We start from the raw sequence: 14,679 nt of genomic DNA on the forward strand, positions 1-14,679 counted from the left end.
ACGACGACAACCCTATTTATCGAATTCGCGCGGGACCGCTTTAGTGGACGGTCGAGTTCCAGGTGCGGATCGACTGGCAGTCGTGCTCGTGACCGAGGATCGAGATGGTCGCGGTGTCGAGGCTGAGCCGCGCGCCGAAGGAGACGGGTTCGCCGATCCAGCGCGATGCCAGCGCCCGGGACGCGTGGCCGTGGCTGACGACGGCGACGTCGCCGAGGACGAGCATCGGCGCCAGCCTGGCCAGGAACCGGTCCAGCCGGTCCGTGACGTGTTCCGGGGACTCACCGTCGGGGCAGCCGTCGGTCCACAGGTCCCAGTCCGGCCGCTCGGCTCGGATCTCGGCGCTGGTCAGCCCCTCGTACGACCCGTAGTCCCACTCGGCGACGTCGGCGTCGACCTGGGTGACAGTGAGGCCGGCGAGCTCGGCGGTGCGCTGGGCCCGCTTGCGGGGGCTGCTGACGACCGCGACGAACGCCGCCGTCACGAACGCCCGGCTCAGCCCGCGGGCCCGGTCCTCACCCTCCGGGGTGAGGTCGATGTCGGTCCTGGAGGTGTGCCGCCCGCTGGCGCTCCACTCGGTCTGCCCGTGCCGCACCACCACGATGTCGCCCATCCGCCTCATTCTGCCTCGCTTCGCTACAGTGCGTCTCGTGGACGAGGTTCTGGTGCTCTGGGATGTTGACCATACCCTCGTCGACGTCGATGGACTGGGGCGCGAGGCATACGATCTGGCGTTCCTGCGCCGCTACGGCCGGCCGATCACGCACCAGCCGCCGATGGCCGGGCGCACCGACCGGGCGATCGCCCACGACGTGCTGCGGCTCAACGGCGCCTCGGCCGGCGAGGACGACCTGGAAGGGCTGCGGGCCGCCGCGGAGACCGCGTTCGACGAGCTGGCGCACCTGCTGCCGGTCCGGGGGCGGGCGCTGCCGGGCGCGCTCGCGGCGGTGGCGACCACCCGGGGAGTGCAGTCGGTGCTGACCGGCAACCTGCGGCGGATCGCGGAGGTGAAGCTGGGCCCGTTCGGCCTGGTCGAGCACCTCGACCTGGACGCAGGCGCGTACGGCTGGAGCCACGCGGTGCGCGCGAACCTCGTCGACATCGCCCGGGGCGCGGCGCGGCAGCGGTATGAGCGCTCGTTCGACGGCCGGCGCACGGTCCTCGTCGGTGACACGCCCCTGGACGTCGAGGCGGCGCTGCTGACCGGCGCGGGCGTGGTGGCGGTCGCGACGGGCCGCTACACCAGCGGAGAACTCCGAGCTGCGGGCGCGCACGTGGTGCTGCCGGACCTGTCCGACACCACCGGCGTCGGCGACGCGATCAGCCGGGCCGCAGGACGCTAGATCTTCGGCGACCGGTTCTCGTAGGGCGTCGACAGCACGACCGTGGTCCGGGTGATGACGTTGGCCGCGGTCCGGATCTCCTGCAGCAGCCGCTCCAGCGCCAGGGGGCTCTCGACCCGGACCAGCAGCAGGTAGAAGTCGTCGCCCGCGACGGAGTAGCACGACTCGATCTGCGGCAGTTTCGCGAGGCGGTCGGGCGCGTCGTCGGGCTGTGACGGGTCGATGGGCCGGATCGCCACGAACGCCGTCAGCGGCAGCCCGATCGCGTCGTGGTCGAGCTGGGCGGCGTAGCCCTTGATGACGCCGCGCTGCTCGAGGCGGCGCACCCGCTGGTGCACCGCCGACACCGACAGCCCGACCCGCTCGGCGAGGTCGGTGTAGGACAGGCGTCCGTCGACGGCCAGGGCCGCCACGATCGCGCGATCGGTCTCTTCCACGGCACGAACCCTAACCTGCGGCGCAAGTCGATTGCCGGCGAGATCCTCAGAGCGACCGGGCGATCACCAGGCGTTGGATCTGGTTGGTGCCCTCGAAGATCTGCAGGACCTTGGCCTCGCGCATGTACCGCTCCACGGGGTGGTCGGACACGTAGCCGGCGCCGCCGAGGACCTGCACGGCGTCGGTGGTGACCCGCATCGCGGTGTCGGTGCAGAACAGCTTCGCCTTGGCGGCCTCCGCGCTGTGCGGGCGGCCGGCGTCGCGCAGCCGGGCGGCGGACAGGTACAGGGCGCGGGCGGCGGCGATCTGGGTCGCCATGTCGGCGAGCATGAACCCGACGCCCTGGAACTCCAGGATCGAGCGGCCGAACTGCTGGCGGTCCTTGGCATAGCCGACGGCGTAGTCGAGGGCGGCCTGGGCGAGGCCGACGGCGCAGGCGGCGATGCCGAGCCGGCCGCCGTCCAGGGCACTCAGCGCGATCTTGAACCCGCCGCCGGCCTCGCCGAGGAGCCGGTCGGCGGGCACGTGCGCGCCGTCCAGGACGATCTGCGCGACGGTCGAGGAGCGCAGCCCCATGGTCCGCTCCGGCGCCTGCGGCTGCAGCCCAGGGGTGCCGGCGTCGAGCAGGAGGCAGGAGATGCCCTCGGGGGTGCGGCAGAAGACGTTGTAGAAGTCGGCCTTGCCGGCGTGGGTGATCCAGGCCTTGGTGCCGCTGACCGTGTAGCCGTCGCCGACGGGCTCCGCCCGGGTCGTGAGTGACGCCGCGTCGGACCCGCTCTGCGGCTCGGACAGGCAGTAGGCGCCGAGCAGTTCCCCGCCGAGCATGTCGGGCAGGTGCCGCTTGCGCTGTGTCTCGGTGCCGAACGCGGCCGTCGGGTAGCAGGCGAGGCTGTGCACGGAGACGCCCTCGGCGACGGCCAGCCAGCGGCCCGCGAGCTCCTCCAGGACCTGCAGGTACACCTCGTAGGGCTGGCCGCCGCCGCCGTGCTCGACGTCGAACGGCAGCCCGAGCAGCCCGGCGCGGCCGAGCAGCCGGAACAGCTCGCGGGGGAACTGGGCGCGGGCCTCGAAGTCGTCGACGCGGGGCGCCAGCTCGCCGTCGGCGATCTCGCGGACCAGGCCGATCAGGTCGGCGGCCTCCTCGGTGGGCAGGATCCGCTCGACGGGGTTCACAGGATCACCAGCTCGGTCGGCAACACGTTGAGCCGGTCGACACCATCAGCCGTGCACACGACGATGTCCTCGATGCGGGCGCCGTGCCGGCCGGCGAGGTAGATGCCGGGCTCGATCGAGAACGCCATGCCCGCCTCGAGGACGGTGTCGTTGCCGGCGACGATGTACGGCTCCTCGTGCCCGTCCAGGCCGATGCCGTGCCCGGTGCGGTGCAGGAACGCCTCGCCGTAACCGGCCGCGGCGATGTGGTCGCGGGCGACGGCGTCGACGGACGCGGCGGTGACACCGGGCCGGACGGCGGCGACCGCGGCCCGCTGCGCCTCGAACAGCACCTGGTAGTAGGCGGCGAACTCGGCGGGCGGCTCGCCCACGCAGTAGGTGCGGGTCGAGTCGGAGCAGTAGCCGTCGGGCATCCGGCCGCCGATGTCGACGACGACGGGCTCGCCCGCGCCGATGACCCGGTCGGAGGTGCCGTGGTGCGGGCTGGCGCCGTTGGGGCCGGCGGCGACGATGGTGAACTCGACGGTGGCGTGCCCGGCGGCGCGGATCGCGGCGGCGATGTCGGCGGCGACCTCGTTCTCGGTGCGGCCGGCCCGCAGCCACTGCCCCATCTGGGCGTGGACGGCGTCGATGGCCTGCCCGGCCCGGCGCAGCGCCTCGACCTCGTCGGGTGACTTGCGCAGGCGCAGCGCGGCGAGGACGGCACCGGCGAGGCGCTGCTCGGCGCCCGGCAGCGCGGCGCGCAGCGCGAGGACCTGCTCGGCCCACATCCGGTTGCCCACGCCGACGGCGTCGGGCTTACCGCCGAGCGCCGCGGTCACCAGTTCATAGGGGTCGGATCCGTCGGCGTGGTCGACGATCCGGACGCCGCGGGGGTCGGCGGCCTCGGCGGCGGGGCGCTCCAGGCGCGGCACGATCAGGGTCGGCTCGCCGTCGGCCGGCAGCACGAGCAGCGTGAGCCGCTCCAGGGCGTGCGCATCGTAACCTGTGAGATACTGCAGGTCGGCGCTGGGCGGGACGAGCAGCGCGTCCAGCCCGGCCGCGGTGGCGGCGAGCTGCGCGGCACGGAGTCGCTGTTCCTTCTGGGACACGTGAGCAAGCTTAACGTTCGTTTGGGTTTTGAGTCGACCGCGCCCCGTCGATCCCAACGGTAAGGTGTCGTCCGGCCGGGGGTGGCGTAGTCTGCAATCGGAGCTTGAGTACACAAGGCCCGAACCTGAGTTGTATCCGAATCGAGATGAGCAGCGCATCTCATGAGTCCGCGCAGCATCGACGCGCCCAGCGACCGGCTCTCCGAGCCGTTCGTCCATGAGGCGTTGCTGTATCACGACCACGCGACCTATCTCGACGGCACGATGAAGTTCATCTACGAGGGCGTCGCGCGCAACGAGCCCGTCGCCGTCGCGGCGCCGCCCGCCAACGTGCAGCTGATCCGGGAACGCCTGGGCGCGTTCGGCGAGGGCGTCACGTTCCACGACATGACCGAGGCCGGTCGCAACCCCGGGCGGATCATCCCGTGGGTCCTGTCGAGGTTCATGGACGATCACCCCGGCCGCCGGGTCCGCATCATCGGCGAGCCGATCTGGAAGGGCCGCTCCGAGGACGAGTATCCCGCCTGCGTCCAGCACGAAGCGATGATCAACGTGGCGTTCACGGGCCGTGAGGCGGCGATCCTCTGCCCCTATGACGCCAGCCGCCTCGAGCCGCGCATGGTCAAGGACTCCTACGCGACCCACCCGATCATGGTCGACGCCGGCGGCAAGCACCCCAGCGACGGCTATGACCCCTATGGCATCACCGACGCCTACAACGTGCCGCTGTCCGAGCCGCCGTTCGGCGCGACCACACTGCGCTTCGAGGTCGGCGACCTGGTCAAGGTCCGGCGCGCCGTCGCGGAGATCGGCCTCGACGCGGACCTGCCGCCGGACCGCATCGGCGACCTGCAGAGCGCCGTCAACGAGCTCGCCACCAACAGCACCGTGCACGCCGGCGGCTCCGGCACGCTGCGCACCTGGTGCGACGACGAGCGGGTGGTCTGCGAGGTCCGCGACTTCGGCAACCTCACCGACGCGATGGCCGGCCGGCTCCGGCCCGCCGACGGCCGCCGCGGGCACGGCCTCGTCATGGTGCACTTCCTCGCCGACCTGGTCCAGCGGCACACCAGCCAGACCGGCACCACGACCCGCGTGCACGTGCTGCGGTAGCGGTTCCGGCCGGGGCGTCGCTTCGCCGGGTGGCGCCGTTCATGGCAGGCTGGCCGGGTGGCCCGTCCTCTACTGCTCATCGACTCCGCCAGCCTCTATTTCCGCGCGTTCTTCGGGGTACCGGAGAAGGCCGCCGTCGCCCCGGACGGCACTGCCGTCAACGCGGTGCGCGGGTTCCTCGACATGCTGTCGACCCTGGTCCGCGGCCGGAACCCCGACCGCCTCGTCTGCGCACTCGACGAGAGCTGGCGCCCGGCGTGGCGGGTGGCGCTGCTGCCGTCCTACAAGGCGCACCGGCTCACCCCGGCCGGCGGCGAGGAGGTCCCCGACGCGCTGTCCGTCCAGGTCCCGATCATCCTGGAGTTCCTGGCCGCGCTCGGCATCACCGCCGTCGGCGCGCACGACTACGAGGCCGACGACGTCATCGGCACCCTCGCGACCCGGGAACCCGGCCCGATCGAGGTGGCCACCGGCGACCGCGACCTGTTCCAGCTCATCGACGACGCCCGCGCGGTGACCGTGCTCTACTGCGGCCGCGGCGTCGCCAAGCTCGAGGTCCTCGACAACGCCGCCCTGCACGCCAAATACGGGGTGCCCGCCGCGGGCTACGCCGACTTCGCCGCGCTGCGCGGTGACCCGTCCGACGGCCTGCCCGGCGTCGCCGGCGTCGGGGAGAAGACCGCGGCCCGGCTCGTCGACCGCTACGGCGACCTCGACGGCATCCTCGCCGCCCTCGACGACCCCGCGTCCGGTTTCGCCCCGGGCCTCCGCACGAAGATCGTCGCCGGCCGCGAGTACCTGACCGCGGCCCGCGACGTGGTGGCGGTGGCCCGCACCATCCCGCTCGGCGACCTGGACACGAAGCTGCCGGCGTCCCCCGCCGACCCGGACGCGCTGCTCGCCCTCGCCGAACGGTGGGGCCTCGCCGGAGCCACGAAACGCATCGTCGACGCCCTCGCCGCCTGATTCCGTGATCCGGAAGAGTTCGTGCACCCCTGGGTACGCAAGGTCTTCCGGATCACGGAGAAGATCACGCTTCAGCCGGCGCCGGGAACGCCCACCTGGGCTCGGCGCCGGCGAACCACATCCCGATCGCGAGTGCCGCCGTCGCCTCCAGGTAGCCGGCCCGGACCAGCCCGCCGCAGTGCGCCGGGGCGCAGCCGATCGACGTGACGAGGGCGTCGACCACGGCCACGGCTCCGGCATCGTCGGCGCAGAACGGGACAACCAGTCGCTGCCCCTCGTACACCGGCCACCGCTGCCGCCAAATGCTCTCGTGGCAGAGGTTGAACGCCTTGACGAGGTGTGCCCCGGGGACCGAGCGTGTGATCGATGTCGTCGCCAGCATGAGCCCGTCGGCGGTCGGTTGCAGGGGGTTGGTGCAGTCGATCACGGTCCGGCCGGCGAGCTGCCCGGCGACGTCCGCGATCACCTCGGCCACCGCACCCGCCGGCACCGCGACCAGGACGGCCTCGCCGAAGCCGGCCGCGTCGGCGAGGGTGCCGTGCCCGGCCGCGCCGATCCGGGCCGCGGTGGCTGCCGCCTTCGCCGGATCGCGGCCACCGATCACCACCTCGTGCGCCGCGTCGACCCACGCGCCGCCCAGCGCCGCCGCCATGTTGCCCGTGCCGAGAATCCCGATCCGCATCCGGCAACGGTAGGCAGGTCGATGCACACCACCCGGTGTGCGACGGGCGGGGCAGGATGGAGCGATGTACACCGCCGACTGCCGGGCGCGGATCGCCTTCGAGGTCCTCGCGAACCGCTGGGACAGCGTCGTCGTGTTCACCCTCGCCGAACTCGGCCCGACCCGCCCGCGGGTGCTCGCCGAGCGCATCGGCGGGATCGGGCCGAAGGTCCTCAACGACGCGCTGCGTCGCCTGGAGTGCAACGGTCTCGTGCAGCGTCGCCGGTACGCCGAAGCCCCGCCCCGCGTCGACTACGAACTGACGGAGGCGGGGGCGGCGCTCATCGAACCGATGCGGGCCATGGGCGCCTGGGCGGTGCAGCACGGCGACGCGGTCCTGGCGGCGCAGGAGCGTTCCGTCAGGGGCTGACCCGGACCGGGTCCACCTTCCAGATCTGCGCGCAGTACTCACGCACGGTGCGGTCGGAGGAGAAGAAGCCGCACCGGGCCGTGTTCAGGACCGACATCCTGGTCCAGCGCTCGGTGTCGGTCCAGGCCTCGGCGACGGTGTCCTGACAGTCGACGTAGGCCCGGTAGTCGGCGAGGGCCATGTACTCGTCCCGGCCGAGCATCGCGTCGACGACCGGGGCGAACACGCTGCGGTCGCCCTTCGCGAACGCGCCGGACGCGATCGTGTCCACGGCCAGCCGCAGCTCGAAGTCGGCCTCGTAGAACGAGCGCGGCGAATACCCGGACCGGCGCAGCGCGGCGGCGGCCGGAGCGTCCATGCCGAACAGGAAGAAGTTGTCCGCGCCGACCCGGTCCCGGATCTCGATGTTGGCGCCGTCGAGGGTACCGATGGTGAGCGCGCCGTTGAGCGCGAGCTTCATGTTGCCGGTCCCGGACGCCTCCTTGCCGGCCAGCGAGATCTGCTCCGACAGGTCCGCGGCCGGAATGACGAACTGCGCCTTCGTCACGTTGTAGTCCGGCGGGAACACCACCCGCAGGTGCCGGGCGATGACCGGGTCGGTGTTGACCACGTCGGCGACGGCGTTGACCAGCTGGATGAGCAGCTTCATCGCGTGATACCCGGGCGCGGCCTTCCCGCCGAACAGCACCGTGCGCGGCACGTAGGTCGCCTGCGGGTCGGCCCGGATCCGGTTGACCATGGTGATCACGTGCAGCAGCTTCAGCTGTTGCCGCTTGTACTCGTGGAACCGCTTGATCATCACGTCGGCGAGCGCGTCGGGGTCGATGAGCACGCCGGTGGACCGCTCGACGGCGGCGGCCAGCTCGACCTTGTTCTGCCGCTTGACGTCGCGCCACGCGGCCCGGAACGCGGGGTCGTCGGCGGCCGTGCCCAGCCCGTGCAGCCGCTCCAGGTCGGTCAGCCACCCCTCGTCGCCGAGCGACTCGGTGATCAGCGTCGACAGCCGCGGGTTGGCCATGCGCAGGAACCGCCGCGGGGTGACACCGTTGGTGACGTTGTGGAACCGCTCCGGCCACAGCGTCGCGAAGTCGTGCAGCGTCGTCTCGGCGAGAAGCTTCGTGTGCAGCTCGGCGACCCCGTTGACGGCGGTGCTCCCGACGACCGCGAGATGCGCCATCCGGACCCGGCGCTCATCCCCCTCCTGGATGACGGACATGCGGCGCACGACGTCCTCGTCGCCGGGGTACGCCGCCCGCACCTCCTCCAGAAAGAAGTGGTTGATCGCGTAGATGATCTCCATGTGCCGGGGCAGGAGCCGCTCCAGCAACCGCACCGGCCACGTCTCCAGGGCCTCCGGCAGCAGCGTGTGGCACGTGTAGTTGAACGTCCGGCGGGTGATCGACCACGCCTCGTCCCACCCGACGCCGTGCTCGTCGACGAGCAGCCGCATCAACTCGGTGACCGCGACGACCGGGTGGGTGTCGTTGAGCTGGATCACCACCTTGTCCGCGAAGCCCTCCCAGCCGCTGTTGCGCAGCCGGTACCGCCGGATGATGTCCCGCAGCGAACACGCGACCAGGAAGTACTGCTGCTTGAGCCGCAGCTCCCGCCCCAGCTCCGTGCTGTCGTCGGGGTACAGCACCTTGCTGATGTTCTCGGCCTTCACGATGTCGTCGACGGCCTCCACGTACTGCCCGACCCCGAACCGCGCCAGGTCGAACGACTCGCGGCTGGCCCGCGCCTGCCACAGCCGGATGATGTTGACGGTCTGCGTGCCGTAGCCGGGCACCAGCATGTGGCTCGGCTCGCCCCGCACCGTCTCCCCCGGCACCCAGTGCTTCTTCAGGCCCGTCGGGTCTTTCGGGTCCGCCTTCGTGGTGCCGTAGAACCCGACCAGCTGCCGGTCGTCCGGCGCGGGGAACTCCCACGGGTTGCCGTAGAAGGTCCAGTCGTCGGGCCGCTCGACCTGCTGGCCGTCGCGGAACGTCTGCTTGAAGATGCCGAACTCGTAGCGGATGCCGTATCCGACGGCCGGGATGTCCAGCGTCGCCATGGAGTCGAGCAGGCACGCCGCGAGCCGTCCGAGCCCGCCGTTGCCCAGGCCGGGCTCGACGTCGTACACCTCCAGGGCCTCCAGCGACACCCCGAGGTCCTCGGCGATCGGCCGAACCCAGCGCTCGGTGTCCGTGTACAGCAGGTTCTGCCGCAGCTGCCGCCCGAGCAGGTACTCCGCCGACAGGTAGTAGACGAACCTGGGGTTGGCCGCGTAATGCGCCGCCGCGGTGCGCGCGTACCGGTCGACGAGCCTGTCCCGCACGGTCACCGCCAGGGTGTGGTACCCGTCGGGACCGCTGGCCGACTCGATCGTCGTGCCACGCTGGTAGTAGAGGTTGGAGATCAGGTCCCGCTCGAAGTCCTCGAGCGAGTCGCCGACAGTGCGCCTGAGTCGGGGCCGGGCCTCGGTCACCCGCCAAGTATCCGCCAGCCGATCACCCCATAGCGACCGTCCCCCGAGATCTCACCACTCCCACCCCGCCCAGCCCCCCATGATCCGGTAGACCTTGTGCACCCCTGGGTGCACAAGGTCTACCGGATCATGAGAAGCGCTGGTCGAAGAACCCACGCGGACCGCAACCGCTGGATCATCACGGCCCCAACTATATGTTGAAATGTCGTATATGTCGGGTGGCGGAGCCGCCCGGCATATACGAGGAAACCGCGCCACCAGACGCTGCCCAACAGCCGCGCGCCAACAGCCACCAACGCAGCGGCACCGGCCCGAAAGCAGCCAGCCGCGGCCACAACACCGCACCCGGAAAACACCACTGCCGCCGAACGGAGGACCGTCGGCGGCAGGGATCAGCGGGACGAACGTCAGCGACCGCGTTGGCGGCGGGCGTCGGCGATGCCGTTGGCGGCACGGGCCGAGAACGCCTGCCCGGTGCCCGGGGCGGCCGGGGTGGCGTTGGAGCCGCCGCCGAAGACCGGACCAGCCGTGGCCGTGCGCAGCGCCTCGCCGGCGGCGATCTTGTCGCGGACCGCGGCGGCCTCGGCCTGCTCGCGCTCCGACGGCACGGCCATCACGGCGCTGGCCAGGGCGATCACCACGACCAGGACGAACAGGACGATCGGGGCGAGGAACCAGTTGACGTCGACGCCGGGGATCACGGCCAGGCTGTCGGTGGTGAGGTTGACGTGCATGGCCGCCATGCCGGTGTAGTGCATGCCGCAGACGGCGACGCCCATCACCGCCGCCGCCGCGATCGTGGCGGGGATGCCGCGGACCACGACGGTGAACCACAGCGCGACGGTCGCGGCGACGACCGCGATCGCGTAGGACGCGAGGTACAGGTTGTTCTGATAGTGGAACGAGCCGTTGATCTGCATCGCGGCCATGCCGGTGTAGTGCATGAAGGCGACGGAGACGCCGGTGATCGGGCCACCGATGAGGATCTTCCAGATGGTCGGCTTGCCGAGGCCGACGATGAACAGGCCGATGCCGACGGTGACCACGGCGATGAAGAAGCTCGCGACCGTGGTGGCGACGTCATAGCGCAGCGGGGAGCCGCTGACGCTGAAGCCGATCATCGCCATGAAGTGCATGACCCAGATGCCGGTGCCGCCGATCGCCCAGGCGGCGAGGACCAGCAGCCAGGCGCGGCGGCGGGTGTCGGTGGCGGCACGTGCCCTGGCCGTGCTCACCAGGCCGAGGAGAGACCCCAGGAACGACATCGCGTACGCAAAGATCGGGGTGATCGCCCCGTACGTGAAATGGTGCAGCTCTCCCACGATGCTTCCTCCCGCGCCGGAAACGTCTCACCGGCGAGAGCATCATTGCTGATCCAAACAAATTTTTCTAATCCGAGCGGGTGAAAAATCGCTCCGTGACTACGCCATGACGCTGTATGCCAGGACGCCGCGGGTCATCGCCGCCATCGCCTGGCGGGCGGTGCGCCGCACGGTGTCGGAGGCGCCCGGGGCGTCAGCGAGCTGGCCGAGCAGATCGAGCACCTGACGGGACCAACGCACGAAGTCGCCGGCCGGCATGTCGCCCTCCAGGCCGTGCACGCTGCCGAGCACCTTGGTGAGCGACTCGCCGCGGGCCCACCGGTACACCGGCCAGACGAAGCCCAGATCCAGCTCCCGGGTCAGCTGCAGGCCCCGTGAGTCTTCGTCCTCGCGCAGGTCGGACCACAGTTGCATGGTGGCGTCGATCGCGTCGGAGACGTCGCCGCGCGGGATGGAGGCGCGGTCGTCGGACTCGCGGCGGGCCTCGTAGACCAGGACGCTGGCAGCCGCGGCGAGGTCGGCGGCGCCGAGCTTGTCCCACACGCCGCGGCGCAGGCACTCGGCCACGAGCAGGTCGGTCTCGGACCAGATGCGGGCGAGCATCCGGCCGGCGTCGGTGACGGTGCCGGCGGCGGAGAGGTACCCACGGTCGGTCAGCAGCCCGCACACCCGGTCGAAGGTGCGGGCGAGGGAGCCGGTGCGGTTGGCGACCTTGCCGCGCAGCGCCTCCGTGTCGCGCTCGAGCCGCCAGCGGCGCTCCGCCCAGCGGGCGTGTTCCTCCCGGTCCGGGCACTGGTGGCAGGGGTGCCGGCGCATCGACGCCCGCAGGACGTCAAGCTCCGCGTCGTCCGTAATGTCCCGACCACGCTTCCGGGCGCGCGCGGGCGGCTCCAGGTCGAGGCGCCGCAGTTGCGCGGCGAGGTCGCGGCGGTCCTGGGCGGAGCGGTAGTTGAACTGCTTCGGGACCCTGACCCGGCCGAGCGACTCGACGGCCGCGGTGAAGTCGGCGCCGGAGATCCGGCCGGCCCAGCGGTCCTCGGTGAGCACGAGCGGGCGGGGCTCGCCGAAGCCGCGGCCGCCGACGCCCGGGTCGATGATGATCGCGAGTCCGGCGCGGCGGCCGGTGGGCACCCGGATGACGTCGCCGGGGCGCAGCCGCTCCAGGGACTCCAGGGCGGCCGCGCGGCGCTGCTGGATGCCCTGCCGGGCGATGGCGCGCTCCCGCTCGGTGATCGCGACCCGGAAGCCGAAGTACTCGTCGAAGTCGCCGAGGTGGCAGGCGGTCTCCGCGCCGTACGTGGCGATCGTTTCGACGTTGCGCTGCACCTGCCGGGCCAGTCCGACCACCGACCGGTCCGCCTGGAACTGGGCGAACGAGCTCTCCAGCAGCTCCCTGGCCGCGGGAACGCCGACGCTGCCGACGAGGTTCACCGCCATGTTGTACGACGGGCGGAAGCTCGACTTGAGCGGATACGTCCGGGTGGAGGCGAGCCCCGCCACGTGCCGCGGGTCGAGCTCCGGCGCCCAGACCACGACCGCGTGGCCCTCCACGTCGATGCCACGGCGCCCGGCCCGGCCGGTCAGCTGGGTGTATTCGCCGGGGGTCAGGTCGACGTGCGCCTCGCCGTTGTACTTGACGAGCCGCTCCAGGACCACGCACCGGGCCGGCATGTTGATGCCGAGCGCCAGGGTCTCCGTGGCGAAGACGGCCTTCACCAGGCCGCGGACGAACAGCTCCTCCACGACCTCCTTGAACGCCGGCAGCATCCCGGCGTGGTGCGCGGCGAGGCCCCGCTCGAGGCCGTCCAGCCACTCCCAGTATCCGAGCACCTGCAGGTCCTCGCTCGGGATGTGCTTGGTGCGGGACTCCACGATGGTGCGGATCTCGACCCGCTCGTCGGGCGCGGTGAGCCGCAGCCCGCCGGCGAGGCACTGCTGGACGGCGGCGTCGCAGCCGGCGCGGCTGAAGATGAACAGGATCGCCGGCAGCAGGCCCTCACGGTCGAGGCGTTCGACGATCTCGGGCCGGTACGGACCCTTGCGCCGGCCGCCCCGGGGACCGGCCAGCTCGACGCGGCGCAGCATCTCGCGGTGATACCGCAGCAGCTCCGGGTGCACGTCGTGCTTCTGTGCCGCCTCGGCGTCGTGGAACAGGTCGAACATCCGCCGGTCGATCAGCATGTGCTGCCACAGCGGCACCGGCCGGTGCTCGCTGACCACGACCGTGGTCTCGCCCCGCACGGTGACGAGCCAGTCGGCGAACTCCTCCGCGTTGGACACCGTCGCCGAGAGGGAGACCAGCGTCACCGAGTCGGGCAGGTGGATGATCACCTCTTCCCAGACCGCGCCGCGGAACCGGTCGGCGAGGTAGTGCACCTCGTCCATCACGACGAAGGAGAGGCCCTCGAGCGTCGCTGAGCCGGCGTACAGCATGTTGCGCAGGACCTCGGTGGTCATCACCACGACCGGCGCGTCGCCGTTGATAGCGTTGTCGCCGGTGAGCAGGCCGACGCGCTCGGCGCCGTAGCGCTGGACCAGGTCGTTGTACTTCTGGTTCGACAGCGCCTTGATCGGCGTCGTGTAGAAGCACTTGCGTCCCTGCCGCAACGCCAGGTGGACCGCGAACTCGCCGACCACGGTCTTGCCGGCGCCGGTCGGCGCGCACACCAGCACGCCGGTGCCGCGCTCCAGCGCGTCGCACGCCTCGGCCTGGAACGGGTCGAGCGCGAAGTCCAGTTCTTCGACGAACTCGGTCAGAGCAGGTCGCTCAGCCCGCCTCTGGGCCGCTTCGTACCGCTCGGCGGGGGTGTTCATGACCCCAAGGCTAGGCGAAAGATGCCCGGATCCGCTCATGGGTATCGTGCTGGCGTGCCGGAAAGCGCTGAACCACCAAGTACATGGCGGCCCGTAGAGGCCGTGCTCCTGGACTTCCACGGGACGATCGCGCAGGTGGAGGACCCCGTCAGGTGGGTGACGTCAGCCGCTTCGAGCCTCGGCACCGCCCTGGACCGGGGCCGGGCCACCGTCCTCGCCGACCGGTTGACCACCGCCGGGCGGGCCGGCGGGCCGAGGCCGCACCGGGTGCCCGCGCACCTCGCCGAGGTGTGGGCGGACCGGGACCTGTCCGTCGCCGCGCACCGGGCCGCCTACGAGGGGCTGGCCGCGACCGTCGACGCCGACCTCGCCGAGGCCCTCTACAACCGGCTGCTCATGGCGGACGGATGGCAGCTGTACGCCGACACCATCCCCACCCTCCAGGCGCTGCGTGCGCGCGGCATCCCGGTCGCGGTGGTCTCCAACATCGGCTTCGACCTGCGCGACCTGGCCGGCCAGCTGGGCTTCGCCGACCTGGTCGACGAGTTCGTGCTCTCCTACGAGGTGGGCCGCTGCAAGCCGGACCCGGCCATCTTCTGGAAGGCCTGCGCGGCGCTGCGCACCGATCCGGAGCGCACCCTGATGGTCGGCGACTCCCCCGCCGACGCCGGCGCCGCCGCGGCGGGGTGCAGCGTCCTTGTCCTGCCGGAGAGTGACCCTGGCAAGGTGCACGGTCTCGGCGCGGTGCTGCGCCTGCTGTAGAACCGACCCGGCTTGCTTTAAATGTTGCCGTCGGTGGGAACCACTGTCGCAACACCGCCTGTGCGCTTGTCGGCTCCCCGCCAGGCGGCGACAGTGCAG

Annotated in this window: 13 protein-coding genes; 5 read left to right on the forward strand and 8 right to left on the reverse strand. The window is 71.6% G+C overall.

The window, feature by feature from the left end:
* Window positions 1-40 precede the first annotated feature (40 nt).
* Window positions 41-613 (reverse strand): histidine phosphatase family protein, encoded by a 573-nt coding sequence (locus ACFPIJ_RS53595; RefSeq protein WP_380127264.1) that lies wholly within the window; start codon window positions 611-613, stop codon window positions 41-43.
* 37 nt (window positions 614-650) lie between these two features.
* On the opposite strand from ACFPIJ_RS53595, the gene ACFPIJ_RS53600 reads away from it, so the two are divergent.
* Window positions 651-1,343, forward strand: a complete 693-nt coding sequence (locus tag ACFPIJ_RS53600; RefSeq protein ID WP_380127265.1) for an HAD family hydrolase — start codon at window positions 651-653, stop codon at window positions 1,341-1,343.
* Here the strand turns inward: ACFPIJ_RS53600 and ACFPIJ_RS53605 are convergent.
* Genes ACFPIJ_RS53605 through ACFPIJ_RS53615 form a run of 3 tightly spaced genes read right to left on the reverse strand, consistent with a single transcriptional unit; the run spans window position 1,340 to window position 4,045 of the window.
* Window positions 1,340-1,780 carry an Lrp/AsnC family transcriptional regulator gene (locus ACFPIJ_RS53605; protein ID WP_380127266.1) on the reverse strand — a complete coding sequence of 147 codons (441 nt, stop codon included), beginning with the start codon at window positions 1,778-1,780 and terminating at the stop codon, window positions 1,340-1,342. The genes ACFPIJ_RS53600 and ACFPIJ_RS53605 overlap by 4 nt on opposite strands.
* Window positions 1,781-1,826: 46 nt before the next feature.
* Window positions 1,827-2,954, reverse strand: a complete 1,128-nt coding sequence (locus ACFPIJ_RS53610) for an acyl-CoA dehydrogenase family protein (protein WP_380127267.1) — start codon at window positions 2,952-2,954, stop codon at window positions 1,827-1,829.
* On the reverse strand, window positions 2,951-4,045 hold the full coding sequence (locus ACFPIJ_RS53615) for a M24 family metallopeptidase (protein ID WP_380127268.1): 1,095 nt from the start codon (window positions 4,043-4,045) through the stop codon (window positions 2,951-2,953). Before ACFPIJ_RS53615 ends, ACFPIJ_RS53610 begins: the two co-directional genes overlap by 4 nt.
* Before the next feature lie 162 nt (window positions 4,046-4,207).
* On the opposite strand from ACFPIJ_RS53615, the gene ACFPIJ_RS53620 reads away from it, so the two are divergent.
* The gene (locus ACFPIJ_RS53620; protein WP_380127269.1) at window positions 4,208-5,158 is read left to right on the forward strand and encodes an anti-sigma factor RsbA family regulatory protein; all 951 of its coding nucleotides are present in this window, start codon (window positions 4,208-4,210) and stop codon (window positions 5,156-5,158) included.
* Window positions 5,159-5,215: 57 nt separating this feature from the next.
* Window positions 5,216-6,124 carry a 5'-3' exonuclease gene (locus ACFPIJ_RS53625; protein ID WP_380127270.1) on the forward strand — a complete coding sequence of 303 codons (909 nt, stop codon included), beginning with the start codon at window positions 5,216-5,218 and terminating at the stop codon, window positions 6,122-6,124.
* Between the two features lie 64 nt (window positions 6,125-6,188).
* On the opposite strand, the gene ACFPIJ_RS53630 is transcribed toward ACFPIJ_RS53625, so the two are convergent.
* Window positions 6,189-6,806 carry an NADPH-dependent F420 reductase gene (locus tag ACFPIJ_RS53630; protein ID WP_380127271.1) on the reverse strand — a complete coding sequence of 206 codons (618 nt, stop codon included), beginning with the start codon at window positions 6,804-6,806 and terminating at the stop codon, window positions 6,189-6,191.
* A 64-nt stretch (window positions 6,807-6,870) separates the two neighbouring features.
* Here ACFPIJ_RS53630 and ACFPIJ_RS53635 point away from each other — a divergent pair, with 64 nt between their 5' ends.
* Window positions 6,871-7,215, forward strand: coding sequence for a winged helix-turn-helix transcriptional regulator (locus tag ACFPIJ_RS53635; protein WP_380127272.1), 345 nt, complete (start codon window positions 6,871-6,873; stop codon window positions 7,213-7,215).
* On the opposite strand, the gene ACFPIJ_RS53640 is transcribed toward ACFPIJ_RS53635, so the two are convergent.
* The 3 genes from ACFPIJ_RS53640 to ACFPIJ_RS53650 all read right to left on the reverse strand — a co-directional run bounded on the left by ACFPIJ_RS53640 (window position 7,205) and on the right by ACFPIJ_RS53650 (window position 13,818).
* Window positions 7,205-9,682 carry a glycogen/starch/alpha-glucan phosphorylase gene (locus ACFPIJ_RS53640; RefSeq protein ID WP_380127273.1) on the reverse strand — a complete coding sequence of 826 codons (2,478 nt, stop codon included), beginning with the start codon at window positions 9,680-9,682 and terminating at the stop codon, window positions 7,205-7,207. The genes ACFPIJ_RS53635 and ACFPIJ_RS53640 overlap by 11 nt on opposite strands.
* A gap of 407 nt (window positions 9,683-10,089) precedes the next feature.
* The gene (locus ACFPIJ_RS53645; RefSeq protein WP_380127275.1) at window positions 10,090-11,004 is read right to left on the reverse strand and encodes an MHYT domain-containing protein; all 915 of its coding nucleotides are present in this window, start codon (window positions 11,002-11,004) and stop codon (window positions 10,090-10,092) included.
* Window positions 11,005-11,103: 99 nt separating this feature from the next.
* Window positions 11,104-13,818, reverse strand: a complete 2,715-nt coding sequence (locus tag ACFPIJ_RS53650) for a DEAD/DEAH box helicase (protein WP_380127276.1) — start codon at window positions 13,816-13,818, stop codon at window positions 11,104-11,106.
* A 21-nt stretch (window positions 13,819-13,839) separates the two neighbouring features.
* Between ACFPIJ_RS53650 and ACFPIJ_RS53655 the strand changes: the two genes are divergently transcribed.
* Entirely contained in the window at window positions 13,840-14,580 is a 741-nt protein-coding gene (locus tag ACFPIJ_RS53655) for an HAD family hydrolase (protein ID WP_380127278.1), read from the forward strand.
* Window positions 14,581-14,679: the final 99 nt, after the last annotated feature.

The sequence above is a fragment of the Dactylosporangium cerinum genome, assembly GCF_042653625.1.
Lineage (GTDB): Bacteria > Actinomycetota > Actinomycetes > Mycobacteriales > Micromonosporaceae > Dactylosporangium > Dactylosporangium cerinum.